The following is a 23,154-nucleotide window of genomic DNA, read 5'->3' as shown; positions in this document are numbered from 1 at the left end:
TTCAAATTATCGAATTCAAATTCTTAAACTATATCTAATTGTACCAAAAATTCTTAAAAACTTATAAATTTCACTAAGATGGAACTATTTTTTCCGCAATTTCCTGACAGAACTCGACTAATCCACTCGGAGATATTGTGGTTTTATTAGTGAAAATTAGTTTGAAATCTGGCGTGAAACGATATTTTCGTGGCATTCCTAAGAAATTATTTAAAATATTATTTCGAAGCTGTTCATTGGCCTCAACGACATTTTGATCAAATTGAAAAATGAGCGTGTTATCAATTAATTGCGCCGACTTTACACCACAAGGCATAAGGTAAGAGCGGGCCTCAAGAATAGCTATTAGTTGGTTAAACTCTTCAGGGCCAGGTCCGTAGATATCAAAGATTGTCTCTTTTAATGCTGTAATTTCATCAATGGATTTTGAATTTGATAATTGCTTATAATATTTTAAGCGCTCACTTGATTCACTAATAAAGTGGGCCGGAATAAAGGCCGCAAATGGCGTGTTGATTTCAATATCTTTTGTGATGACTTTTTTCTCACCACGAAGCTCTTGAATGGCCTCTGTTAGAAGCTCCATATAAAGTTCAAGACCGATTGCCTCAATATGTCCTGATTGATGGGCCCCGAGAATATCTCCGGCACCTCGAATTTCAAGGTCACAATTGGCAATTTGGAAACCACTTCCCATATCTGCATAAGTTTGTAGGGCCTTAAGTCTCTTGGCCGCAACTTCAGTAATATTGCGATTATTTGGAACGACAAAGTAACAATAAGCCTTCTTATCTGAACGTCCAATTCGGCCACGAAGCTGGTGAAGTTGAGCTAGGCCGTATCGATCAGCACGATCCACAATCATCGTATTTGCATTTGGAATATCAATTCCTGATTCGATAATAGTCGTAGAAATGAGAATCTGGTAAGCACCGTTATAGAAAGCAGAGATGCGAGATTCAAGTTCTTTTTCTGCCATTTGTCCGTGAGCAAAAACAATCTTTGCTTCAGGAACGAGCTCTCTAATATAGGCCGTGTAATTTTCAATATCTTGAACGCGATTGTGGACAATAAAGACTTGACCACCGCGTTTAAGTTCACGATTAATGGCCGATTGAATCGTATGATCATCTTCTTTAATTACATAAGTCTTAATAGACTGTCTTCTAGGAGGAGCTGTTTTAATAAGAGCAAGATCCTTAAGTCCTAAGAAAGATAATTGTAGTGTTCTAGGAATTGGCGTTGCTGTTAATGTTAAGAAATCAACCGAAGACTTTAGCAGTTTAAGTTGATTTTTATGGCCAACACCAAAGCGTTGTTCTTCATCAACAATAACAAGTCCTAGGTCCTTATAACGAATCGTTTTACCAAGAAGTTTATGTGTACCAACGATGATGTCGATTTCACCTTTTTCTAATTTTTCTTTTGTTTCTTTCTCATCCTTTCCAGTTTTAAAACGTGAAAGATAGTCGATGCGAACAGGGAATTTTTCGAAACGCTTAACAAATGAGTTATAATGTTGAAGGGCAAGAACTGTTGTCGGAACTAAAACCGCAACTTGTTTTCCATCAAGAACAGCTTTAAAAGCAGCACGCATGGCAACTTCTGTTTTCCCAAAACCAACGTCACCACACACAAGAAAGTCCATCGCTGTACTGGCTTGCATCTTATCAATAACCGAATCAATAGCGTTCTTTTGATCTGGAGTTTCATTGAATGGAAATGAAAGCTCAAACTCTTTAAAGTCATGATCCGGAGGTGAGAATTGAAAGGCTTTGGCAGATGCTCTTTCTGCCTGAAGCTTTAAGAGATCAAATGCGAGTTTCTTAATTGATTCACGAGCTCTTGAAGTTAGGGCCGAAAATTTATTTGTTCTTAAGCTGTCGACATTAACATTAAGTTCTCCGCCGGCATGCTTTTGAATAAGATTCATCTTATAAATTGGTACGAATACTTTATCATTACCTTTATAAAGAAGTACTAGGTAGTCTGTTTTGGAACCACCAATATCCATTGCTTCTAAACCTAAGTACTTTCCAATACCGTGCTTAGAGTGAATAACGTAGTCACCTTCTTTTAGTGAGGCCAGTTGTTCAGCAAAGAGGTCGTAGTCGTGAATTTTTGAAACCTTGGCCTTATCTCTTCTAATTGAGAACAGATCACTATCTGAAATTGTGAGTAATTTATCACTAGGGTAGAAGAAGCCTTCGCTTAATTTGAAAGGGACAAATTCGATACGCTTCTTAATTTCACCATCAACTTCAAATGTTTCAATTAAGTGTTCAATTTCTTTTCGAGAATTTTCATTTTGAATCGTGAAAATTATTTTTCCAGAGTATTTAAATTCACTTTTTATATGATTGAAGAGTCCTGTTAAAAACTCTTTTTTAACTAAGTAATTAATGTCGTGATATGAGATGTAGGATTTAAAAGGTCTAAATCCAAGATCAACGATATTGCTATCATTATCGAGATTAACAGTAATATTCAAATGATTGAGGTTTAAACAAGCAATGTCTTTTAAGCGCTCAATTGTTGATAAGTCGTAAAAATATTTTGGTTCCGGAAGTAGTTCTTCACAGTCTTCAAAATCTCTAGTGAGGTCATCGCAGTAATTTGAATAATAGTCTTCAACATTATCACGATCAAACACTGAAACAATCCAGCTTTCGTCAATGTAATCGAGAAGTGTTGCCGTTTCATTTTCATTAAAAAATAAAGGCGTATAGATTGGATGATTTTCAAAAAGCATTCCACTGGAAAGCTTGCTAAAAATATCATTACGTTTTTCTAATAATTCTCTCTGATTGGCCCTAGGACGTGGGATATTATTTCGTAAATTATTTGAGTATTGTGACTCACAAAATATTGTTGGCCCAGGTGCGATGATAATTGATTCAAGTTTCTTATCTTTAATAGTCTTTAAAGTTTCTTTATCGATCTCATAAATCTCTTCAATCATTTCATCAAAATAATGAATACGTACTGGATGATGACCAACAGGATAGATGTCAAAAATCTCACCCTTCTTAGAAAATGTTCCTTGTTCTTCTACTGTAAAAGATGAGCTGTATCCAAGTTGAACTAATTTTCCAGCTAACTCATCAGGAGAGATAATATCTGATTCATTAATTTCAATTTTAGTTTCATTAAAAAAATTGGCCGGTGGAACTTTCAATCCAAGAGATTCTATTGAAGTGATAACTATTAATTCTTTATTTTCAGCACGAATCATTTTTTCTAATGCTGAGTGTCGGGCAAGTTGTGCACTTTCTGAGGCAAACATACCTGAATAAGGTGACGCATCTAGTCCTGGATAGAAAACAAGTTTTGTTTTAGAGAAGCTTGTTTTTACTAGCTCATAGAATTGTTCTGCGTCATCATAATTTTCAAAAATAAATAAATTCGATGGATTAATTTTACCATTTTTTTCTTGTATTAAGAACTTGGCAAATGCCCAGTGCTCCCTGTTAATACCGTCGATGGTAAGGTCGTGTTGCTTAGTGTCTAACCATGTTTCTAGTTTTGTGCGTAGTGGTGAAAATAAATCCATGTCGTTTTTTAACATAAAATATAGTGAGAACAAAGAATTTATGCATTGGCCCATGCGTTACTAAATAGAAGATATTACTCAAAAAAAGAGGGGCCAATTTATTTCCAAAGTGCTAGTAATCGTGTAATATTTGGGAACTTACTTTACTTATACATGGAGATAAATCGATGTCGCAAAACTTTGACGTCTATATGCCGGTGTTAATTTTAGCCGCTGTAGCAGTAGTCGCTTTCTTTGGAACATTACTTGTCGGTCGTCTTGTAAGGCCAAATAATCCAACAGAATTGAAACTTACGCCATACGAATGTGGTGAGGAACCAACTGGTACTGCTTGGTCAAACTTTAACGTTCGTTTCTATGTTATCGCTCTAGTATTTTTAATCTTTGATGTTGAAGGTGCTTTAATGTTCCCTGTTGCTACAGTTTACAAAAGCTTTGTCGACATCGGACAGGGTGGTGCAGTTCTTGGATCACTTCTTCTATTCATTGTTATTTTAAGTTTAGGTTTAGTTTATTGCTGGAAAAAAGGTGACCTTGATTGGGTTAAGTCATTCCAAGCAAATATTAATGGAAAGGATAAATAATGAATTCAACGATTGTATCGTATTTATCACAAGCACCAGGCTTTTCAATGGCCGTGGATGCACTATCAAAACTTTTAGGAACTGATGCAACTGGAATCGTAACTTTTTTACTTTTCTTAGTTTTCTCATTAATCATCGTTGGTGCTCTTGCAACAATTGGTGGTCTTGGTACTTATGCTGAAAGAAAGATTTCAGCTGACCTTCAAATGAGACAAGGTCCTAACCGTGTTGGTCCTTTTGGTATTCTTCAGTTTTTAGCTGATGGTGTGAAGATGATTCTTAAAGAGGACGTTGTTCCACGTGATGCGGACAAGTTCTTATTTAACATTGCACCTCTTTTAGCTTTAGTTGGTGTTTTCATGTCACTTGCTGTTGTACCATTCTCAAGTGGATTTACTCTTACTCACCTTAATGTTGGTGTTTTTTACTTACTAGGTGTTTCATCATTAGTAGGTGTTGGTATTTTCCTTGGTGGTTACGCATCTAACTCAAAGTGGTCAATGCTTGGTGGTATGAGGGGTGCTTCTCAAATCATCTCTTACGAAGTTCCAGTAACACTTTCAATTCTTGCAATTGTAATCATGACTGGTTCACTATCATTCAAAACAATTACAGAAGCTCAGGGTGGTTTACCTCACCAGTGGTTTGTTCTTCATAACCCATTTACATTTATTGGGTTCTTCGTACTTTTCATCGGTGCACTTGCTGAAACAAACAGAGCTCCATTTGATCTTCCTGAAGCAGAATCAGAGTTAGTATCTGGTTACCATACAGAGTTTACTGGTATGAAGTTTGCATTCTTTGCACTTGCAGAATACATCGAAGTTTTCGTTGTTTGTGGTGTATGTGCTGCTTTATTCTTAGGTGGTTATCAAGTTCCTTTCGGTCTTGGTACAGGTGAATTTGTAAATAAATTAATCCCTTCGGCTCACCCAATGATCGGTAAGCAAATTGGAAACTTTTTACAACTTGGATCTTTCGTAACTAAGACACTTGCTCTTTATTACGTTGTAATTTGGATTAGATGGACACTACCAAGAATGAGAGTTGACTCTCTAATGGTTCTTTGTTGGAAATATCTAACTCCAATTGCACTATTTAATATGATTGGTTGTGCTGTATGGCTTTACCTGTTTAATGGTAAGTCTATGTGGGCAATTCTTGGAAAAGTTATCGCATCTGCATCAGCTGGTGCGGGCGGACACTAATATTTAAGGATATTTGAAATGTTTATTAACACAATGTTTTTAATTTCAGCAGCGGCTACAGTTATAGGAGCATTCCTTGTCGCCGTTTCAAAAAATTTAATGCATGCATGTATCTACCTCCTACTTACTCTTTTTGGAGTAGCTGGTCTTTATGCAACTTTAGGAGCTGACTTCTTAGCTGCTACTCAATTAGTTGTATATGCAGGTGGTGTTGTCATTCTCATGCTATTTGCCATCATGTTAACTGGTGGGGTTGAGCAAGCTTACAATAAGCTAGGTCTCAAGAAAGTAGCAGCTATGGGGACGACTAAGACATACACTATTGCTGCAATCATGATGCTTGTAATCAGTTTTGTATTAATGAAAATCCTAGCACCTGTTTTAAAGATTCAAAAACATGTGCAACTGGAAGATATGCAATCAACAGTAGAAGAGATCGGAACTAAGCTAATTACGGATCATGTTTTAGCTTTCGAAATTTCTTCAATCCTACTTTTAGGTGCTCTTGTTGGTGCTGCAGTAATTTCTAGACCAAGGAGATTAAAAAAATGATGACTTTATCTTCTTACTTACTAATTTCTTTCTTTTTATTCCTAGCTGGTATTGCAGTAATGGTAGCAAGAAAGAATATTATCGCTATCTTACTTGGTGTTGAACTTATTCTAAACGCAGCTGCTCTTAACTTTGCAGCTTACACAAGATACGCAAACCAGAATATTGACGGAAATATCATGTCACTATTCATTATTATTGTTGCTGCTGCTGAAGCGGCCGTTGGTTTAGCAATCGTGATTCGTTTCTTCCAGGTTAAAGATTCGATTCATATTGATGATGCAACTGAACTAAAAAGTTAATTAGAGATATAAGGGAAAAAAATGGATTATACGATTTCAAGTATTGCTCCAATTGTTCTACTACCGTTCTTTGCTTTCGTGATTAATGCTTTTATTGCGTCACGTTTTACAAGAACTGCTGTAGCGATCAGTTGTGCAGCAATCGCAGGTTCGACAATTTATGCGTGGAGAATTTTTAGCGACTTCGTTTTCGGAACGTACTCTGCTAATTATCATATCCACAAAGTATTCACTTGGTTTGACCTAACTGGTGGTGGGCAAGAGTTCGTAGTAAACATGGGTATCTATATTGATAACATGACTGCTGTACTTCTAATGATGGTTACGGCCGTTGCTACACTTATCCACGTTTTCTCAACTTGGTATATGAAAGATGACATGAATTACGGTAGAAACGGACGTTTCTTTACTTATATGTCACTCTTTACTTCTGCAATGCTTGGTCTTGCACTTTCAGATAACCTATTTTCAGTATTTATCTTTTGGGAGCTTATGGGATTCTGTTCATACTCTCTAATTGGTCACTACTACGAAAAAGAAGTTGCTGGTGCAGCTAACGTTAAGGCCTTCATGACAACAAGGGTAGGGGATGTTTTCTTCCTTCTGGGTATTGTTGCTCTTTGGACTGTTGTTGGTTCAGTAAGTTTTGTCGACCTATATAAGGCAATCGATGCTGGTGGATTAGCTGGTCAAGCGGTACTTGGTATCCCTTTAGCAACATTTGCTGGTTTCTGTATCTTTATGGGAACAATTGGTAAGTCGGCGCAATTCCCTTTAAACGTTTGGCTACCAGATGCGATGAACGGTCCAACTCCGTGTTCAGCGCTAATCCATGCTGCGACAATGGTTGCTGCTGGTGTTTATTTATCACTAAGAATTTACCCGTTACTTGATGCTGGTGGACTTCTGACTCTAGTTGCTTATATCGGTGGTATTACTGCCTTCGGTGCTGCAACAATTGCACTTGTTCAAACAGACTTCAAAGCGGTACTAGCTTTCTCAACGATCTCACAACTAGGATATATGGTTCTAGGTATTGGTGTTGGGTCATATAATGCTGCTTTCATGCACCTGATTACACACGCTGTTTTCAAGGCATGTCTATTCCTAGCTGCTGGTTCTGTAATTCACTCTCTTCACGATCACCACACGCATGCTCACGTACAAGAGATGCCAAGAATGGGTGGTCTAAGACATAAGATGAAATTTACTTGGTTTGCAATGTGGTGTTGTACTCTTGCAATCGCAGGTATTCCATTCTTCTCTGGTTTCGTATCAAAAGATAGAATCCTAGGAGATGCATTAATTGAAGCACTTCACTCACCAGTAATGGTTGCTCCGGCAGTTCTTGGTTTCATGGGTGCTCTACTTACAGCTTTCTACATGTGTCGTATGATGTTCCTTGCTTTCCACGGTAAGCCAAGAGACAAAGAAGTTTACGATCACTGTCATGAAGAAAAGCTTACTTGGAACAGAAACGTACCTCTACTTATTCTAGCTGTATTTACTCTAGGTGTTTGGTTCTCTGGTTCATTAACAGGACAAGGTTTTGTTAAAGTAGCAGATAAAGCAAACGGAAAGTATGAGTGGTTCCAAACTTTAATTCAAAAGCCTAAGAAAGGTCAGTTCGAAAATTATAAGCGTGAACAACTTGGTTCAATTGATGTACGCGAAAAAGGTACATTTACGACATCTAAGTATGATTCAACTTACGGACTTTCTGAGGAAGAAGCACACCACATCCACCAGGTTCACTATATCGGTGCTGGTATGTCGATTGTGATTGCTTTCTCTGGTGTATTCATTGCGATGATGATGTACCTATGGGGTAAATGGAATCCAGGATTCTGGGTTAACTCATTTAACCGTTATTATAGAACACTACAAAACAAATACTTTATGGATGATCTTTATATTGGTGGTTTCATCAAGAAGGGACTTCTTCCATTTAACAACCTATTAGCTAAGTTTGACATGGGAGTCTATGACAGATACGCAGTTGATGGTTGGGCAACGGTTACACGTTTTGTAATGAAAATTTCAGCGTGGTTCGATAACTTATTTGTCGACACGATGATGGTAGATGGTACTGGTGCAAGTGTACGTTTATTCAACGTTATCTTAAGAACGATCCAAAACGGAAAGATCCAGTTCTACATCGCAATGATTATTTTAGTACTATTTGGTTATATTTTAGCTTTATAAGAGAATTAAGGAGTTACAGTGAACGCACATTCTAATCTATTAAGTTGGATTCTGTGGATGCCTATGATCGGTGTTCTTGGGGTACTTTTATTACCTAAGGCAAAAGAGACGGCAATTAGAGTATGGTCTTTGATTAATACTGTGATCACACTTGTTTTATCAGGTTGTCTTTACATGAAATTCGACAACACTGTGCCAGGTATGCAAGAAATGTTTACAATTAAGCATTCTTGGATTTCGCAGTTTAACATTTTTTATCACCTAGGAATTGATGGTATCTCATTACCAATGGTTCTTTTAACTTCGCTACTTTTTGCGATCTGTATCCTTTCTTCATGGACAGTTAAAAAGCAAGTTAAGGGTTACTTTGCATTACTACTAATGCTTCAATCAACAGTTTACGGTGTATTCTTATCAATGGATTTCTTCCTATTTTATGTTTACTGGGAAGTAATGCTAATCCCAATGTTCTTCCTAATCGGTATTTGGGGTGGTGAGAATAGAGAGTACGCAGCTGTTAAATTCTTCTTATATACATTCTTCGGTTCAATCCTAATGCTTGTTGGTATGGTTGCACTATACTTCGTAACAGGACAAGGTGTTGATTCATTCAATATTCTAGCGCTTTCAGGCGGTAAATTTGTAAATGAAACTGTAAATATCTTTGGTATGGCACTTCCTTTTGCAAAAGTATTCTTTGTAGCACTTTTCATTGGTTTCGCGATCAAAGTTCCAGTTTTCCCATTCCACACGTGGCTACCACACGCTCACGTTCAGGCACCAACAGCGATCTCAGTTATCCTTGCCGGTGTACTACTTAAAATGGGTACTTATGGTTTCTTAAGAATTGCATTCCCAATCTTTCCATCAGCATCTGTTTACTTTGCAGACGCAATTGCATGGCTAGGTTTAATTAACGTTATTTACGGAGCATTTTGTGCCATGGCACAAACAGATGTTAAGAAACTTGTTGCATACTCTTCAGTTTCTCACATGGGATTCGTAATGCTAGGTCTTGCTGCTATGACAGTTCAAGGTATGAATGGTGCTGTTCTTCAGATGTTCAACCACGGTACTTCAACAGCTATGATGTTCCTTCTTATCGGTATTCTTTATGAAAGATCACACCACAGATGGATCGTTAGACCAGATGGAACAAAAGGTTTTGGTGGTCTTTATACACAACTTCCAAAGTTCTCAATTGTTTTCATCATCGCGATGTTCGCATCAATGGGTCTTCCTGGACTATCAGGTTTCATCTCTGAAGCTCTAATCTTCCTAGGGATCTACAATAGATTTACAACAATCACTGTTCTTGCAGTTGTTGGTCTTCTTCTTGGTGCTGCTTACCTACTATGGATGTTCAAGAGAATGTTCTTTGGTGAAGTTATTGAAGAAAACAAATCTTATACAGATATGAATGCTAGAGAAATCTTCTACATGGTTCCACTATGTGTTGCAGTAATCCTATTTGGTATTTGGCCATCTCCATTACTAGATATGATGAAGGCTTCTGTAGGTAAACTAGTTTCATTATTAGCGACTTTTTAATAGTCAATAGGTGAAGTGATGGCTTTAAATTATTTAGCGAGTATCTCACATTATATTCCGGAGCTTTTAGTATGCTTCACGATGGGTGCCTTAATCCTCATCGAGTCTACTTACGGAAATGATGAAAAAGGTAGCTCAAAAAACATGTTTTACTGGGGTTCAATGCTTGGACTACTATGTGCGCTTATCTACCAGGTTAAAGGTCTTGGTATTGAGCCGACACATATCTTTACTAAGTCTTTAGTTATTGATCACTTCTCAGGTTTTGCAAAGATCGTAATGATCCTAAGTACAGCTGGTGTTATTTATCTTTCTAAGATCTCTAAGGATCTTTATGAAGGAACAAAAGCTGAATACACAATTCTAGCAATGGGTGTTTTAGTTGGTGGGATGCTTCTAGCTTCTGCAAACAATATGCTTCTATTCTATTTAGGGATCGAAACACTTTCACTACTTTCATATGCAATGGCCGCGCTTAAGAAGAACGATGAACGTTCAACTGAAGCAGGTCTTAAGTATGTTCTATACGGTGGTGTAACAGCTGGTATGATGTTATTTGGTATGAGTCATATCTTTGGTGTTCTAGGGACAATTAACTTCTCTGAACTTATGCCAATGCTATCAACTCTATCAACTGAGCAAACAGCAATTCTTATTCCTTCATTCCTACTTTTCTTTGTAGGGATTGGTTATAAGATTTCTTGTGTTCCTTTCCACATGTGGTCACCAGATGTTTATGAAGGTTCACCTCTGCCAGTTACAGCTTTCTTCTCTCTAGTACCTAAGTTTGCAGGGATTGTAGCATTTGCTCGCCTAACTCAGGTATTCTTTGGTGGAGATGTTGGTGTTCTTAAGGACTCTTGGCTAGTTCTTCTAAGTATCGTAGCTGCTCTTACAATGACTGTTGGTAACGTATCGGCTATTGGACAGCGCTCAATTAAGAGAATGCTTGCTTTCTCTTCAATTTCACACGCTGGTGTCATGATGCTTGGTGCGATTGTACTTGGTAAATCAGGTTGGACTGCAATTCTGTTCTATTCTGTAACTTACTTATTTATGACTCTTGTAGCATTCTATGTTGCTTCATTTATTCAAGATCACTACGGTAATGATCATATCGATCGTTTCTCTGGTCTTATTAAAAAGCATCCAGTTATGGCAATTGCTATGACGATTACAATGTTCTCATTAGCAGGTCTTCCTCCATTATCGGGATTCGTTGCTAAGTTCAACATTCTTGCTGCAATTATTGATAAGAAATTCTATGTACTAGCGGTTATTACTGCTCTTAACTCTGTAATCTCTCTTTATTACTACATGAAAGTTGTTCGTGTAATGATTCTTAAAGATGCTGAGTCTGATGAGCAAATCGGTGGTTTCGGATTCATCAACCAACTAGTAATTGGTGCTTATACGCTTCCAGTTGTACTTCTTGGTATTTTCTGGCAAAAGCTTATCGCTCTTGCTAACGGAGCCTTGCTCCTAATTAAGTAGTATGGAATTAGTACTACTAACATCTTTAATTTTCTTTATTATTCTTGGGGTAGTCTTAGGCTACCCCTTGTTTTTCAAACCCAAAATGGCCCAGGCTCCTTTCAAGAAACTTAATCGTGAGTCTCACTTGGCCAAATCAAACTTAACTTCATTTAAGACGACATTTAAGCTTCTTATTGTTTTTCAGGTTATTGCCATGATTACAGTTGTGATTCTTGGTGCTCAAACTCTAGATTTTTTCAAAGAAGCGTATTCAATATTGATTGGTCTTGCTACAATTTTAATACTACTTATTTTGTAATTATCTAAAATTAAAGAGGATAGTTCTTGGAACTAATTATTGCTTTGCCGCTTTGGCTAATCGTTATTCAATTAATGGGTTCTCTTCTTAACTCAAAAGAAATCTTACCAACTTTGAGCTTGAAGAAATATTTAGCAGCTTCACACAGTGTTGAAAGTGTTGATGCTTTAAGTTTTAACTCTTTTATCGTTATTTTGTTCTTGGCCATCTTTGGACAGACACTATCTGCATTTTTCTTACTCACAAATGAGATTAGATATATCTTACCATTTTATGCTCTAGTAGTTGCTGCTACAGTATTTGTTGGGATATTTAGATTTAGACTCTCACTTATTCGCTCGGAGATTATTGAGAAGACTCAAATTATTATCTGCCAACTTATTATCTTGAGTACTCTTTTTATTATTCACTCGTTGATTCAGTCGAATGCCTTCTTAATTAAATTACTTTTTGGTTTTCCGATTTTAGTTCTTTTTTACACGACTGAGATTGAAGTCATTAAAGCGGGATCTATTTATTCAGATAAGAAATATATAAGTATTCAGTGTTCTTATGTAAGACTTTTATATCAGAGCTTTATCGCTCTATTCTTTATCAATTTAACTTTTACTAATACTGACTGGTCAATACTATTTAAAAGTAAGTTTGAATCCGTAGCTCTATATTATTTTGTCATAACTCTTTTTGTTTTATTTTTTCAAACAATTTTAATTATTTTGAGTAACACTTACTTAAAGTTTCAACCACTCAAAGACTATTCAACTATACTTAGTAGTGCTCGTAGTAGGGCCGTCTTTAGCTTAGTCATTATTATGATTTTATGTATCACAAAGGTATTCAATGTATTTTAATATCTTAATTATTATATTCTTCTTATTGGCCGCTTTCTCTAAGAAGAGATACACGATGATCCTATACCCGGTATCATTAACGATGCTTCTCTTAAATTTTCTCGGTGTATCATCAACTGTACTGATGTATTTCTTATTTATTTTCTTATCACTACTTATTCTTATTTTAAGCGTGGTGGAATATTGTTTTCCAACTTCTGAGGTTAGGTTCAAGCGTTTTGAATATCTGCCTTACTTCTTATTTACGACAATTGTACTAGGTGTATTTTCAGTCAATATTTATCACCTTAAAAGTAGTGGTGGACTAATTGGTTCAATTAACAACTTTAATGTAGATACACATGTTGATTGGACAATATTATTAAAGTTTAGTGTATTGCTAGTATTTATAGCATTTTTATCAATTGTTAATTTGGATGGAGATAAGAATGCATAGTATCGATCCATTTACATTATTATCAACTCTGTTCGTTATCAATATAGGTGTTTATCTTTTTACTAAGAGATTTACAAAGAAGCTTTTCTCCCTTTTCACTATTATAGCTATTTTTCTGCTACTAATTGATCTAAGGGTACAAGAGTCTATTAGCTTAGGTGATGGAGTTATGATTTTTATCTATTCCGCTCCTATTTTTCTTATCACTAATGCTGTATTCAAAGAGTTTAAAGTAAGGCAGGGTTTAAAATGATTTATATTAATATTTCATTATTCATCCTTGTATTAATTGGCCTACATTTCAGTAGTCGTATAAATATTTACGCTAAGGCCTTTATTAGTATTTTCCCAATAGTTTTAAATTTTATTTATTACTTTGCTGGTGTTGAATTTGATTTCTTCAATACTATTATCCCTTTTGTTTTTTCTTACTTAGTTATCGATCAAACTAAACGTAAGGTTTATGAAGTTTTACCATTTGGTATCTTACTTTTACCTATCGATATAAATCTAAAGATCATAGGTTTTAGTACATGTAGTTTATTTAATTTCTCAAGGATTGATTTTAAGTTTCGATCTTTAGCAATTTTAAAAATAGCTATTATTTGCTTTCTTACACTTGTTGATAAGTCTGCTTCTTTTAAATACCTATTTTCCACGTATCTATTTTTAAGCTTTTTACATTCAAATGATGATGACTTCGCTATTACTGACGGTGTTATTATGTCGTTTTTGTTATTATCAAATATCCAACATATTTCACCGACTCTTAACGTATTTCTTATCTCTCTATCAATACTGTTTTTCTTAGCTGTAATTAGTAAGGACAGTATCTTTAAGGCGGTTTTTCTACTAACTTCAATTATTGCTGTCTTATTGAATTTAGAAACGTTATTAATGTCGATTCTTGTTTTCTACTATGTAGGGAAGTCTTTGATCGCAACAAAGAATATCTTAGTGCAAGAGATACAAGTACTACATAAGTACTTTTCATATGAGTTATTTGAGCAGGTTTGGTTACTAGGCCTATTTACATTGGCCTTTACAATTGAAAATACAGCTATTCTTGTCTTAACGTTCTTTGTAGCAATGATAGTATTTCTATTAAATACTGAATCAACTCAAAAAAATCTCCATAATCTTCAATGGTTTGAATTTCTCTATAGTTTAATTACGTTCAGCTTGATTTCTTTTGGGCTAATTTATTTCCAAGGTTTTATTGGTGATATAAGCCGAGGGCCTATTTACTATGCAATTGGCTCTTATGTTACTTTAAACCTTTTAGTTTTTGGCCTTGCTCTCAAGCTTCCTGAACTTACAACAATGATAGGGACTAAAGTTAACTTAGGTAATATGAAACGATTTGCATTCCTTGATGAAATTTTCGCGTCCAAAGATAAAGTAAATTCTCAATTAAGTTTGAGACGATCACATATTGGTGTATTTGCTCTATCTTATCGTAGTGTACGAACATTAAGTATGATTCTTATGGCCTCGTATTTTCTCGTACTAATTATCCAGGTGGTAATGAAATGAGTTTTAATAAAGAGCATCTTATACTTATAGCTTCTATACTTATTTCAGCTATTTTGTGCTTTGTATCTAGTGGCATCATGTATCCAACAGGGTTCTCAGGACTAACCCTAGGAATAGAATTCGATTTCTTAGCGGCCGTTGGTGCTTTATTTACATTATATCTTTTAAGAAAGTCTGATTCACTAAGCTTGTCATTAATGGCCCCTCTTGCTTTTGTAATCTTCGGTGCTACAAATCTAGCAACTTTTGTACTTGCTACGATGTCACTTCTTTCGATCGCAAAATTACATAATTTTAAATTTCTAGCTTACTTATTTGTAAATTTAATTGGACTATTAATTTTTAAAGATCAATTCTACTATCTATTCTATTCATTAGTAGTGTCGTCTTTATTGTTCATTTTCTTTTCTAAAGAAGATAGTGTCTTACTTTCTCTTATGATCTTAAAGTATTTAACACTTATCAATTACGCTGATTATGTTTCAAGTTCTGCAATTATTATTGTTCCTTTTATTGTACTTCTTTTAATAGGACTTCATTTTAGATCAAGAGTTACTAGCTCGATTAATATTCTTGCTCTTTCTCTATTGCTATTAACTCAAGTGCATACATTGCCACTTTTACTTACGGGACTTAGTTTACTTGGATTATCTGAGTTCATTAAAGGATCTCAAAATCGTATGCAATTTATTATGACAGCTAATATCTCAATGCTGACGATAATTTTATCGATTTCATTTGTTTCGGGTCTAGCAAAGCTGATACCTTTGATGGTTCTGCTTACAGTGTTTGTCGACTTCTGCAACAAGAGTATGGAGTTAAACCATGCAAGCTAGCTTTTATTCACTATTACTATTCTACCCTGTGACATATTTTCTAAACTCTATCTTAGAGAAGTATTCAGGGATAAATGAAAAACAACGTACATCTATTCTTTCAGTAATTTTCTTAGGTGTGTTTTATTATCTATTTAAAGATTTTGTCTTCTCTTCAACAGAGAGAAGTTATTTTGCTGTAACAGCAGTAACTTTTTCTTTTTTCTTTTTTAATAGTAAGGGTGACTTAAGGTCTTTATTCAAAGGTTTTACACTGTTATGGTTTTCACTTTTTAATATATGGAACTTTACTGGTGTTACGGATATTGTGCTACTTCTTGGTGCGCTTTGTTTTTTTGATACTGATAAAAAGAGTGAGCATAGCCTATTTTATATCCTCGCATGGATAGTTATTGCAGTAGTTTACTTCTTTGTTAAAGAATTCCAGGGTGTTGAGTTAGGGAACTTCTTTTATGAAATTTTAATTGTTGTAACGACAGCATTATTGATGCCTAAGGAAAAGAAGCGCCCGTATCTTTCAATCCTACAATATATATTCTGCTTATCTGTCTTAGAAAGATTTATTAGTTTGAATATAGAGTTAAGTCCTTATTTCTACCTTCTATTCTTATGTGTACAGGTGATATTCTCGTTTATAAAAGTCGATACTCGATATCAGGCCATTCAATTAATGTCGATTTGTTTGACTAGTGCAGTTATCTACCTTCCAACATTCGGTATTGATAGTTTTTATCAGTTATTCTTAGTCATCTATTTATTAATATTTGCTATTAAAGTAGATTATTCTCCACTTGTTTCTAAACTAATGGGGATTGTACATGTGGCCTACTTATTCTTAATAGGACATATCGTTTATTTACACATGGATTATTTAACGAATTTACAATTACTTTCGACGATATTCTTGATTATTTCACTTGCATACAGACAGAATATATTTGGTATTGTGAAAAATAATCCACGCACAGCCTAGATTTGATTTAAATTCAAATACTTAGGATAATGAAGACATGATAAAGTTTCGTGTCAAAACCAAATCGAATAAGGTTTTGGGCCCCTTTGTATTTTCAGAATTAATCGAGTTGGGTCATAAAGATGCAATCGATGACTCGTGTCTATTTCAAAAGTTTCCAACTGGGGATTGGGCCCCTGTAAATGCAATTCCAGAACTAAGTGAGCTCTTTTCTAAAATAGAGGAGCCAACACAAGTTAAAGAAAAAACAGAAAAAGAAGTAAAGTACGCTCAAACTGATAGTGAGCAAAAACATCACACTTTAATTGGTGAAGATAAGACTGCCTTTAATGAATTCAAGTTCTCTAAGGACAGAGAAATAGACATTGATTATCAAGAGATTGAAGAGAAGTTTAAGGCCAAAAAGGAATTAGAAGACGAAGTAAAGGATGAGGTTGAGGATGTAGGGCCTCCTCCAATTGATAAAACAGTTCTTGTTAATGTTTCTAATTTTAAAAAGCAAAATACTGATCAAGAAGAAGACGAGGATGTTGCTAAAACTGTCGTTGTAAATAACTTTAGAGAAGAATTTGATCTCGATAGCGATGATGAAGAGTCTGAAGGTGATGAAGAAGGGGAGGGCAAAGATAAAGCGCCAGAACCGGAGCCTGAAGAAATCGTTGACGCCGATGCTGCAACTCAGATGTTTAATCTAGCAGAACTGAAGAAAGAAGAGCTTCCAACAAAGACTGAAGATTATAGTGATATCGAACTTCAGATTATGCAGGAAGAGCGCAGACTTAAAAAGAAACCTAAGAAAAAAGTTGTTCAAAAGAAGGTCGAAAAGAAAGCCGTTTCTAGTAATAAGAAAAGAAACTTAGCTGTTGTACTATTTCTTGTAGTAACAATTATCTTTTTATTGCCAGAAGAGAAAAAAGAAATTGAAACAGTTGTTGTTCCAAAAATTTCATTTCCTGTAGCAACTGAAGTAGCTCAGCCACAAAAAGCACAATTGGCCTATAAAGAAGGTATGGCCTTATTTAAACAAGAAGGTTTTGTAAATCGTATTAGTGCGGCCAATAAATTTAATCTGTCACTTCGATATAAGTTTTCAGGAAATCCTGCAATTAGCAAATTAATTCATGCCTATAGTGATTTACTAATTGATACTCAAAATAAATTTGCAGCCGGACAAGTTCTCTCAAAACTTATCAGAATTGAAGAGTCGAAACTTCTCTCTGATATTGATGTCGTTATCGGTGCCGCCCAATTCTATGCCTACTTTCAAAAGTATGAGACTGCGATTTTTACAATCGAGAGATATAATTATTTAAAATCGAATAAGCCTTCAATTAAGATGTTTTCAATTTACTTAAACTATCTTTTAAAAGCAGGTGAGCTTGATAAGGCCAAGATTGTTTACGACAAGTTATTTAATGCAAAATTAAGAACAGTTGAATCTATTGATGCAATGGTTAACTACTTACTTCTAAATGAAAATAGTACTGAAGCCCTTAAGCTTATTACTGAGAATAAGGCAAAGTTTCAAAGTGATTACCGATTCTTGATTATATATGGAGACCTCCTCTTAGAGTTAGAGAAAATGGGGGAGCTAAATAAGATAGCCTCGATCTTAATTGCAAAATATGGTGGTGGATCACCATATAACTTTGCTCAAGGTTTGAAGTTCATGGGTTTTGTTAAGGCCTATAATAAGGACATTCAAGGTGCCACAAAGTTATTCCAACAATCACTTAAGATATATGATGATGAATCTCTTAGAGATACGCTTGCAACTTTAGATGTAGCAGGAAGTGATCTTACTCAAAAAGTTATTTCAACAAGTAAAATTAAAGTACTAATAAGACAATCAAAAGACGAAGTTGCTCTTTTAAACTGGGATAGGGCATTTGAATTGGCCTTAAGAGCAGTTTCATTAGATGAGACGAGTATTGATGCAAAACTTTACTTAGCAGAGCTACAAGTCAAAAGAGGGTATTTTGATTTTGCGATAACAACACTAACTAAACTAAGAGCACTGCATCCGGTTAATCCTCGAATTAATTATGCGCTTATTAAAGCAAATATTATGTCTTACAAAAAAGATGAGGCCAAACGTTTACTATCGGCCTTATCGACAAGTGAGAAATTTAGAGAGACTTTTGAATTTCATATGCTCTTAGGACTTTATTATAATTTAATTGCAAATGATAAGATGGCCTTTGATAAATTTAAGGCCGCAGCAAGAGTAAATCCTCTTAGTGATATTGCACAATTTGAAATGGCCAAGATCGCCTTCAAAAATAAAAAATTTAAGCAAACAAAGATTTTTCTTAATGAGGCGATGGGACTGAATCCATCTAATATTGATTATAAAATCTTAAACAGTAAGGTCCTTTACGAAACTGATGGTGTTACAACTGCTATTGGTTACCTTCGTCAAGAGCTCTTAGAGCACAGAGACAATCCTAAGCTATATGGCCAAATTGCAGTCTTTTACTATCGTGATCAGAACTACGAAGCTTATCGCGAGATGAAAGAGGTTCTGGATCGCCTGAATAAAAAAGACGGAGCTCTATACTCTTACTTAGTTGAAGTATCTGAGATTGAAAGAAATTATAAAGAGTTAGTAGAGAACGCGATAAAACTCCTTGTATACGAGCCAGGAAACCTTCTGGTGAGAGAGAAGCTAATTATCACTTATATTCACATGAATAACTACGGCCTTGCTAACCAGCATATAGACATCTTAGAAAAGAGATTACCTACTTACCCTAGGATTAATTATTATCGTTCTAAGATTCTTTTTAGCCAAAGAAAATTCAGAGATGCCGAAAAAGCCGCACTTGTTGAAATTGAAAAGCATCCAAATTCAGAATTTGGTTACTATATGCTAGGTGAAATTTATTTAATAGGCAAAAAAGTCCAAGAGGCCAAAAAGAATTTATCTAAGGCAATACAGATTAATAAAAACTATTTTGATGCTATTTTCTCAATGGGGAAATTAACATTTCAAACAAGAGAGTTCGTACCATCTCTACAGTTCTTTCAACGCGCTAACAGGCTTAATCCGAACGATCCGGACTTAAACAAGATGATGGGATTTCTGTATAAAGAGCTTGGTCAACCTAACCTTGCTATTGATAAATTTCAAAGATATTTGACGCTCAGCCCAGCTGCTCGTGACCGTCAAAATATTCTTGCATTAATAAATGCATTAAAGCGTTGACAAATGTGTGTAAGAATCTTAATAATATATCTCACGAATGCAAAATATTTGTATTTTGCGGAGGATTGGCTGAGTGGTCGAAAGCGGCGGTTTTGAAAACCGTTGAGCGCGAGCTCCGCAGGTTCGAATCCTGTGTCCTCCGCCACTTTTTTTCTTAGTGGAGAAGTGGGAGAGTGGCCGAATCCAGCACCTTGCTAAGGTGTCGTACCTCCGGGTACCGCGAGTTCAAATCTCGCCTTCTCCGCCATTTTAAAATTCCCAATTAAATGTCAGATCGCAAAAGCGGTCTTTTTTTGTACCTAAATTTTACCTTAGGCCAAATTTACCTCTCAGATACATTGCCCCTATAGACGTGCGATAATAGTTTTATGAAAACTCAACTACTACTAGCTGCACTTACAATTATTATCTCTCTTTCAACTTTTGCTCAAGGACGAAGCTTTGGTGGCTTTAAGAGCGGTAATTTGGAAATTGAGCCTGTAGTAGGGTATGAGCGTGTACAAAAGATTCTTCCAACTCCTCATACGTCTAGTCGTCTCTTTTACGGCCTAAGAGCAAACTATGGCCCAAAGTACTTATCACTTGAAGCAGAGGTGACACAGGCAAAAGAAGATGAGTCATTTGATACAGGTGTTGATATCAGTGATAATTCAACTAATTATATGCTTGGGCTTAGAAGTTCATTCAATGTTGGGCGAGCTCTAAATTGGTATTTAAGGGCCGGAGCACACGCACGTGATAGTAAGTATGAAAGAACTGAAGCAGGAGTGACAACAACTGTTGAGCCTGCCACATACGTTAATCCATATGCAGGAACAGGTCTTGCAATTAATCTTATGAATGTATTTACGCTAAATGCAGGAATGAACGTTATCTTCACTGATGATGAACATGAATATCAGTCATCATTAGGCTTTGGAATTCGTATCTAAGTATCCGACTTAAACATTTGATTTGTTAACTCTTTGTTAGTTGGCTTTACAACCACGCTAGTCGTTTTTAGAATTTTACATGCTAACAAAGGATGTAAAATGAAAATTATCTCGACGCTAATTCTAGCGCTACTTCTCGTTTCTTGTGCAACCAGCACTGAAAATAAACTAAGCTTTGATGCTGAATTATCACAATTTAAATATCCCTTTCCTGTAAAAACATATGAGCTTTCTTCTCAAAGACAGAAGTTAAAAATGCGCTATATGGATATTGGTAAATCAAAACATAAGGTGGCCGTTCTTCTTCACGGTAAAAACTTTGCAGGATTCTACTGGGAGCGAGTAGCAAATGATCTGGTAAAAAAAGGCTATCGAGTTATCATCCCTGATCAAATTGGCTTTGGAAAAAGTTCTAAACCTAAGAACTATAGTTATAGCTTTCCTCAACTAGCAAAGAATACACATGATCTTCTAAAGTCTATTGGTATTAAAAAATATACTCTTGTCGGGCATTCTATGGGAGGAATGCTTGCTGTAAATATGGGCTCAATGTATCGAGATATTAAGAAAGTAATTCTTGTAAACCCTATTGGCCTAGAAGCATATCTTGATTATGCAGAATATAAAGATCCTGAATTCTTTTATAATATTGAAAAGAATAAAACAGTAGATGGTGCTAGAAATTATCAAAAGAAGAATTACTATGATGGTGCCTGGGCCGAACCATATGAAGAACTTCTGACTCCTTTTAAAGGGTGGTTAAATGGCCCTGATTATGATGATGTTGCATGGAATGCGGCCTTAACTTATGGCCCAATTTTTAATGATAATATTGTTGTTAAATTTCCAAAGATTAAGGCAAAAACGGTTTTAATCTTAGGGACTCGTGATCGAACTGGTCCTGGACGAGGTTGGAAGAGAAAAGGTATCAAGAGGAAGTTAGGTCAATATCAGAATTTAGGTAAGGACTTAAAAAAGGAAAACCCTAAACTTAAGCTAATTGAATTAGATGGTTTAGGGCATATGCCTCAATTTGAAAATTACTCAAGATTTGCAAAAGTATTCTATCCCGAGTTTTAACTCTATTTAGGCAGCGAACTTAGTTGTTCGCTGCTTCTTTGCATGAGCTGCATACTTAGTGTCAATTCCCATAATATGCGTAAATAACCAGTTCTTTAAGAAACTTGCTAATTTATCTTTTTCAAGAGTTCCGTTATGTAGTTGTTGTTCAAAGCGTGCAACTGCAGATAAAAGCTTCTCGTGAACTCTCTTATGTGACTCATAAGAAGGGTAGTTGATACTTTGCATGTACTCTTCTTCTTCATCAAAGTGGAAAACAGTATATTCTTTTAGTGTTTGGAAAGCCTCTTTCATTCCCTTTCCAGTGTTCATTGAGTTAATAAGTCCATTGATCTTACGTAGAAGTTCTTGGTGTTCACTATCTACTTTAGAAATACCAATGTTGTACTTGTCTTCCCAAGGAATCAGCTCAATATTTTCATTGATTCTAATATTCTGTGATTCTTTTGTATGATTAATCGATCCAGAAAGCTCACCAAGGTACTGGCTAATTGTATTTGCTAAGTTAAGCGTTTGAGATACAACGAGTGCACTTCTTTGAGTTGAGTTATTAATGGCATGAATTGCATCACGTAATTCGATAACACCATTCTCTTGCTCTTTTGCCGCAATTGTTACTTCTTGAATTTGCTCGTTCATCTTAACTGTTTCATCATTTGTCTGATTAAAGCTATGTCTAAACTCTTGTAGAGTGCTGTCACAAGAATCAGCAGTTTGATCAAGTCTTTCATTTAGACTCTTACTATTTTCTTGAATATTAGAAATAAGAGAATTTAGTTTTAATTGTGCTTCGTGAAGGGTCGCATTGATGGCCTCAGCACTCTCTCCACTCGTTGATGCTAGTTTTCCAATTTCTTCAGCTACAACTGAAAATCCCTTCCCATGCTCACCTGCACGTGCAGCCTCAACTGAAGCATTGAAAGAAAGTAGTTTCGTTTGGAAAACAATATCATTAATAAGCATTGCTTTAGATTCAACATCGGTAAATGTAGATAAGAAACCATTAAGGTTAACAACAATATCACTTAGTGATTCAGTGATATCACGACTTGTTGTTAAGCTCGATTGAATATTCTTTTCTAGCTTTGCTAATGAGTGGTCACTTCTACTAATTAGTCCATTGATCTCTTTAATATTTGCTTCGAATGAATCAATCGATCCTGTCGTCTTAGTAATCATGGCACTAATTTCATCACTTGTAGCACTTGTTTGAATAACAGCACTTGCCTGTTCTTCCGTACTTTCATCAAGTTGTTCACAAGATTCAAAAAATTGAGCGTTTGTTCCAACAATATTTCGTTGAAGATAATCTAGCTTTTGTACAAAAGATTGAAGACTCATTCGATGCTTTCTTCGTTCCTTAACGGCAAAGAATGTAAAAGGAATTAGTGCACTAAAGAAAGATAGACCTTCGATAAGGTTTATTTGACTGTAGAATACGCTAAGTCCTGTGATAGTGGTCGATAAAAATAATGGAGTGAATATATAGCTTAAATTTTTCATGCACTCATTATCGGATGAATATCATGTTTCTAGAGCGAAATTTTCATGA

General features: G+C 35.5%; 19 protein-coding genes and 2 tRNA genes. 19 read left to right on the top strand and 2 right to left on the bottom strand.

Annotated features, from left to right (window positions below):
- Window positions 1-73: 73 nt before the first annotated feature.
- Window positions 74-3,553, bottom strand: coding sequence for a transcription-repair coupling factor (gene mfd / locus ACRXC1_RS15680; protein WP_433660198.1), 3,480 nt, complete (start codon window positions 3,551-3,553; stop codon window positions 74-76).
- A 167-nt stretch (window positions 3,554-3,720) separates the two neighbouring features.
- Between mfd and ACRXC1_RS15675 the strand changes: the two genes are divergently transcribed.
- The 19 genes from ACRXC1_RS15675 (at window position 3,721) to ACRXC1_RS15585 (ending at window position 21,602) form a co-directional block, all read left to right on the top strand.
- Window positions 3,721-4,137: an NADH-quinone oxidoreductase subunit A gene (locus tag ACRXC1_RS15675; protein ID WP_392910874.1), complete on the top strand. Its 417-nt coding sequence runs from the start codon at window positions 3,721-3,723 to the stop codon at window positions 4,135-4,137.
- The gene (gene nuoH, locus ACRXC1_RS15670; protein WP_433660195.1) at window positions 4,137-5,345 is read left to right on the top strand and encodes an NADH-quinone oxidoreductase subunit NuoH; all 1,209 of its coding nucleotides are present in this window, start codon (window positions 4,137-4,139) and stop codon (window positions 5,343-5,345) included. The genes ACRXC1_RS15675 and nuoH overlap by 1 nt, the downstream gene beginning before the upstream one ends.
- 18 nt (window positions 5,346-5,363) lie before the next feature.
- The gene (locus ACRXC1_RS15665; RefSeq protein ID WP_433660193.1) at window positions 5,364-5,897 is read left to right on the top strand and encodes an NADH-quinone oxidoreductase subunit J family protein; all 534 of its coding nucleotides are present in this window, start codon (window positions 5,364-5,366) and stop codon (window positions 5,895-5,897) included.
- A complete protein-coding gene (gene nuoK, locus ACRXC1_RS15660; RefSeq protein WP_103218558.1) occupies window positions 5,894-6,199 on the top strand; it encodes an NADH-quinone oxidoreductase subunit NuoK in 306 nt (101 codons plus the stop codon). Before ACRXC1_RS15665 ends, nuoK begins: the two co-directional genes overlap by 4 nt.
- 21 nt (window positions 6,200-6,220) lie before the next feature.
- Window positions 6,221-8,404, top strand: coding sequence for an NADH-quinone oxidoreductase subunit 5 family protein (locus ACRXC1_RS15655; protein WP_433660191.1), 2,184 nt, complete (start codon window positions 6,221-6,223; stop codon window positions 8,402-8,404).
- An 18-nt stretch (window positions 8,405-8,422) separates the two neighbouring features.
- Window positions 8,423-9,955 (top strand): complex I subunit 4 family protein, encoded by a 1,533-nt coding sequence (locus ACRXC1_RS15650; RefSeq protein WP_392910881.1) that lies wholly within the window; start codon window positions 8,423-8,425, stop codon window positions 9,953-9,955.
- A gap of 18 nt (window positions 9,956-9,973) precedes the next feature.
- A complete protein-coding gene (locus tag ACRXC1_RS15645; RefSeq protein WP_433660188.1) occupies window positions 9,974-11,449 on the top strand; it encodes an NADH-quinone oxidoreductase subunit N in 1,476 nt (491 codons plus the stop codon).
- 1 nt (window position 11,450) lies between these two features.
- Window positions 11,451-11,750, top strand: a complete 300-nt coding sequence (locus ACRXC1_RS15640) for a hypothetical protein (protein ID WP_392910885.1) — start codon at window positions 11,451-11,453, stop codon at window positions 11,748-11,750.
- 26 nt (window positions 11,751-11,776) lie between these two features.
- Entirely contained in the window at window positions 11,777-12,601 is an 825-nt protein-coding gene (locus tag ACRXC1_RS15635) for a hypothetical protein (RefSeq protein ID WP_433660186.1), read from the top strand.
- Window positions 12,591-13,037, top strand: coding sequence for a hypothetical protein (locus ACRXC1_RS15630; protein ID WP_433660184.1), 447 nt, complete (start codon window positions 12,591-12,593; stop codon window positions 13,035-13,037). Before ACRXC1_RS15635 ends, ACRXC1_RS15630 begins: the two co-directional genes overlap by 11 nt.
- Window positions 13,030-13,290, top strand: coding sequence for a hypothetical protein (locus ACRXC1_RS15625; RefSeq protein WP_433660182.1), 261 nt, complete (start codon window positions 13,030-13,032; stop codon window positions 13,288-13,290). The genes ACRXC1_RS15630 and ACRXC1_RS15625 overlap by 8 nt, the downstream gene beginning before the upstream one ends.
- A complete protein-coding gene (locus ACRXC1_RS15620; RefSeq protein ID WP_433660180.1) occupies window positions 13,287-14,573 on the top strand; it encodes a hypothetical protein in 1,287 nt (428 codons plus the stop codon). Before ACRXC1_RS15625 ends, ACRXC1_RS15620 begins: the two co-directional genes overlap by 4 nt.
- Window positions 14,570-15,409 (top strand): hypothetical protein, encoded by an 840-nt coding sequence (locus tag ACRXC1_RS15615; RefSeq protein ID WP_433660178.1) that lies wholly within the window; start codon window positions 14,570-14,572, stop codon window positions 15,407-15,409. Before ACRXC1_RS15620 ends, ACRXC1_RS15615 begins: the two co-directional genes overlap by 4 nt.
- A complete protein-coding gene (locus ACRXC1_RS15610) occupies window positions 15,399-16,382 on the top strand; it encodes a hypothetical protein (RefSeq protein ID WP_433660176.1) in 984 nt (327 codons plus the stop codon). The genes ACRXC1_RS15615 and ACRXC1_RS15610 overlap by 11 nt, the downstream gene beginning before the upstream one ends.
- A gap of 37 nt (window positions 16,383-16,419) precedes the next feature.
- Window positions 16,420-19,590: a hypothetical protein gene (locus ACRXC1_RS15605; protein WP_433660174.1), complete on the top strand. Its 3,171-nt coding sequence runs from the start codon at window positions 16,420-16,422 to the stop codon at window positions 19,588-19,590.
- A 59-nt stretch (window positions 19,591-19,649) separates the two neighbouring features.
- Window positions 19,650-19,735: transfer RNA gene (locus tag ACRXC1_RS15600), tRNA-Ser, on the top strand.
- Window positions 19,736-19,749: 14 nt separating this feature from the next.
- Window positions 19,750-19,837, top strand: a tRNA-Ser gene (locus ACRXC1_RS15595).
- Between the two features lie 121 nt (window positions 19,838-19,958).
- Window positions 19,959-20,522, top strand: a complete 564-nt coding sequence (locus ACRXC1_RS15590; RefSeq protein WP_392910899.1) for an outer membrane beta-barrel protein — start codon at window positions 19,959-19,961, stop codon at window positions 20,520-20,522.
- A gap of 99 nt (window positions 20,523-20,621) precedes the next feature.
- Window positions 20,622-21,602, top strand: a complete 981-nt coding sequence (locus tag ACRXC1_RS15585) for an alpha/beta fold hydrolase (protein ID WP_433660172.1) — start codon at window positions 20,622-20,624, stop codon at window positions 21,600-21,602.
- A 6-nt stretch (window positions 21,603-21,608) separates the two neighbouring features.
- Here ACRXC1_RS15585 and ACRXC1_RS15580 read toward each other — a convergent pair whose 3' ends face one another.
- Entirely contained in the window at window positions 21,609-23,105 is a 1,497-nt protein-coding gene (locus ACRXC1_RS15580; RefSeq protein ID WP_433660170.1) for a bacteriohemerythrin, read from the bottom strand.
- Window positions 23,106-23,154: the final 49 nt, after the last annotated feature.

Source organism: Halobacteriovorax sp. GFR8 (assembly GCF_050955245.1).
Lineage (GTDB): Bacteria > Bdellovibrionota > Bacteriovoracia > Bacteriovoracales > Bacteriovoracaceae > Halobacteriovorax_A.
Note: the sequence above shows the minus strand (reverse complement) of the source record. Positions and strands in the feature narration are given on the sequence as shown.

Coding starts and splice junctions, on each gene's coding strand:
- ACRXC1_RS15610 (WP_433660176.1), top strand. CDS start 15,399: ATGCAAGCTAGCTTTTATTCACTATTACTATTCTACCCTGTGACATAT.
- nuoH (WP_433660195.1), top strand. CDS start 4,137: ATGAATTCAACGATTGTATCGTATTTATCACAAGCACCAGGCTTTTCA.
- ACRXC1_RS15590 (WP_392910899.1), top strand. CDS start 19,959: ATGAAAACTCAACTACTACTAGCTGCACTTACAATTATTATCTCTCTT.
- ACRXC1_RS15665 (WP_433660193.1), top strand. CDS start 5,364: ATGTTTATTAACACAATGTTTTTAATTTCAGCAGCGGCTACAGTTATA.
- ACRXC1_RS15675 (WP_392910874.1), top strand. CDS start 3,721: ATGTCGCAAAACTTTGACGTCTATATGCCGGTGTTAATTTTAGCCGCT.
- ACRXC1_RS15640 (WP_392910885.1), top strand. CDS start 11,451: ATGGAATTAGTACTACTAACATCTTTAATTTTCTTTATTATTCTTGGG.
- mfd (WP_433660198.1), bottom strand. CDS start 3,553: ATGGATTTATTTTCACCACTACGCACAAAACTAGAAACATGGTTAGAC.
- ACRXC1_RS15605 (WP_433660174.1), top strand. CDS start 16,420: ATGATAAAGTTTCGTGTCAAAACCAAATCGAATAAGGTTTTGGGCCCC.
- nuoK (WP_103218558.1), top strand. CDS start 5,894: ATGATGACTTTATCTTCTTACTTACTAATTTCTTTCTTTTTATTCCTA.
- ACRXC1_RS15615 (WP_433660178.1), top strand. CDS start 14,570: ATGAGTTTTAATAAAGAGCATCTTATACTTATAGCTTCTATACTTATT.
- ACRXC1_RS15655 (WP_433660191.1), top strand. CDS start 6,221: ATGGATTATACGATTTCAAGTATTGCTCCAATTGTTCTACTACCGTTC.
- ACRXC1_RS15620 (WP_433660180.1), top strand. CDS start 13,287: ATGATTTATATTAATATTTCATTATTCATCCTTGTATTAATTGGCCTA.
- ACRXC1_RS15585 (WP_433660172.1), top strand. CDS start 20,622: ATGAAAATTATCTCGACGCTAATTCTAGCGCTACTTCTCGTTTCTTGT.
- ACRXC1_RS15580 (WP_433660170.1), bottom strand. CDS start 23,105: ATGAAAAATTTAAGCTATATATTCACTCCATTATTTTTATCGACCACT.
- ACRXC1_RS15645 (WP_433660188.1), top strand. CDS start 9,974: ATGGCTTTAAATTATTTAGCGAGTATCTCACATTATATTCCGGAGCTT.
- ACRXC1_RS15625 (WP_433660182.1), top strand. CDS start 13,030: ATGCATAGTATCGATCCATTTACATTATTATCAACTCTGTTCGTTATC.
- ACRXC1_RS15630 (WP_433660184.1), top strand. CDS start 12,591: ATGTATTTTAATATCTTAATTATTATATTCTTCTTATTGGCCGCTTTC.